At 69.8% G+C, this 2,056-nt stretch carries 2 protein-coding genes; one reads left to right on the forward strand and one right to left on the reverse strand.

The window, feature by feature from the left end; translation table 11 throughout:
- Positions 1-315 precede the first annotated feature (315 nt).
- The gene (locus tag WBA11_RS11340; RefSeq protein WP_424520798.1) at positions 316-1,554 is read left to right on the forward strand and encodes an ATP-binding protein; all 1,239 of its coding nucleotides are present in this window, start codon (positions 316-318) and stop codon (positions 1,552-1,554) included.
- Between the two features lie 173 nt (positions 1,555-1,727).
- Here the strand turns inward: WBA11_RS11340 and WBA11_RS11345 are convergent.
- The coding region (locus WBA11_RS11345) for a hypothetical protein (RefSeq protein WP_424520799.1) at positions 1,728-2,056 on the reverse strand (329 nt) is incomplete at its 5' end.

Here is a 2,056-nt window from a genome sequence, read left to right on the forward strand (position 1 = left end):
GACCCCGGACGGCGGACGAGGCCGCAGGGAGCCGGGCGCGTCGGGGCTCGGGGAGGGCCGCCAGGCCCGACTAGCGCGCGAGAGCGGGCGAGCACCGGCGAGGACGCGGAGGTCCGGACGTTTAGGGGGACAAGTGAACGAATGCTCGTGCCACGAGGGCGTTCACGAGGACATCGCCGGCTCGGCCGCACGATCGAGACGAACCGGCTGGGGAGGCCGAGAAAGACCTTTGCACTCCCAATCTGCCGCTCCTGCCATTCCAATTCGCCTTACGGATAGTTCCAATCCGCCGTCGTGCTCCGTACGATCCGCGCCATGGAACACCCCGTCTACGACCGCCACGTCGCCACAAGCGTCACCGACGCCCTCTTCGACACCCGCGTCGTCCTGATCGCGGGCCCGCGGCAATCGGGCAAGACGACGCTCGCCCAGGCCATCGGCTCGGACGGCATGCAGTTCCTCACCCTCGACGATGCGACGGCCCGTGCGGCGGCCCAAAGCGACCCCGTGGGCTTCGTTCGCGGTCTCGACCATGCGGTCATCGACGAGGTCCAGCGCGCGCCGGACTTGCTGCTCGCGATCAAGGCCGCCGTCGACGCGGATCGCAAGCCCGGGCGCTTCCTGCTCACTGGATCGGCCAACCTGATGACGCTGCCCAGGGTGGCGGACTCGCTCGCAGGCCGGATGGAGGTCGTCCGGTTGCTCCCCCTCTCCCAAGCGGAGATCCAGAGCGCGCGCTCGACGTTCCTGACTAACGCCTTCGCGGGCCAGCCGCCCACGGTCCAGCACACGATCCTCGGCGACGATCTCGTGGAGACCGTCTTGGCCGGTGGCTACCCCGAAGCGCTGTCCCGCGCCCGCTGGTCCCGCCGCCAGGACTGGTACGAGGACTACGTGGACGCGATCGTCCAGCGCGACGTGCGCGACGTGGCCCAGATCGAGCAGCTCGCCGTCATGCCGCGACTGCTGTCGGTCCTCGCCGAGCATTCGGGCCAGCTCGTCAACGCGAGCGGCCTCGGCGCGGCGGTCGGCCTGACCCATCACACCGCGCGCAAGTATGTGGGCGTCTTCGAGAGCCTGTTCCTACTGCAGACCATCCCGCCCTGGCAGACGAACGCGCTCAAGCGACTGACCAAGTCGCCCAAGCTGCACTTCCTCGATTCCGGGCTCCTGGCCGCGCTGCGGGGGATCACGCCGGACACGCTGCGCCGGGACCGGACGGCGTTCGGGGCGATCCTGGAGGCTTTCGTGGTGGGCGAGGTCCAGAAGGTCGCGGCCTGGAGCGCGCCGAGGCTGCGGGTCTCGCACTTCCGGGACCGGGCGGGCACCGAGGTCGACCTCGTCCTGGAGAACCGCCGCGGCGAGGTGGTGGGGATCGAGGTGAAGGCCTCGGCGACGGTGAAGGCGGGGGACTTCGCCGGCCTGCGCAAGCTCGCGGAGGCGTGCGGGGATCGGTTCGTGCAGGGGCTGGTCCTGCACGACCATGATCAGGTCGTCCCCTTCGGCGAACGCCTGTTCGCCGCGCCGCTCTCGAGCCTGTGGTCGGCCGGGTAGGGAGGGCGAGGGCGAGCGGCGGAAGCAGGGCCTAAATCTGGGAATGGGCGCGGCTGACGCATCGCGTTCACCTTGCTGTCCTAGATGCCGTTGGGCGCTTTCTTGCGCCCGTCCGGTACCGCTGCCGAAGGCGGTGGTGGGGCGGCCTCGCGGGCCGCCCCGGGTCGGCGGTGTCACTCCGCCGATCCGTCGCCGTCCTCCGCGCCCTCCTTGGCGCGGGGCTCGAAGGCGACGAGCTCCGTGGCGCCCAGAGGGAAGTCGAGTTTGATCGAGAGGCACTTGGAGCCGTCCTCGCGGGTGTTCTCGAAGACGGTGCCCACCCGGGTATAGCGGGTCTTGGTGGTGCCGTTCTGGGTGTAGGTGACGGGGGCGGTGAGATTGTAGCGGGTCATCGTGGTGATCTCCAACTGAGGTTCGATGGGGTGGCTCGGACGGCTCGGGACGGGGGCGGTGCAGGTGCGAATGCGGAGGGTCCGCGCGAAGCGTGGAAGCCGTATTCGTG

Source organism: Rubrivirga sp. (assembly GCF_049648075.1).
Lineage (GTDB): Bacteria > Bacteroidota > Rhodothermia > Rhodothermales > Rubricoccaceae > Rubrivirga.

Excerpts from the sequence above, each read along its gene's own strand:
- WBA11_RS11340 (WP_424520798.1), top strand. The coding sequence starts at position 316 with ATGGAACACCCCGTCTACGACCGCCACGTCGCCACAAGCGTCACCGAC.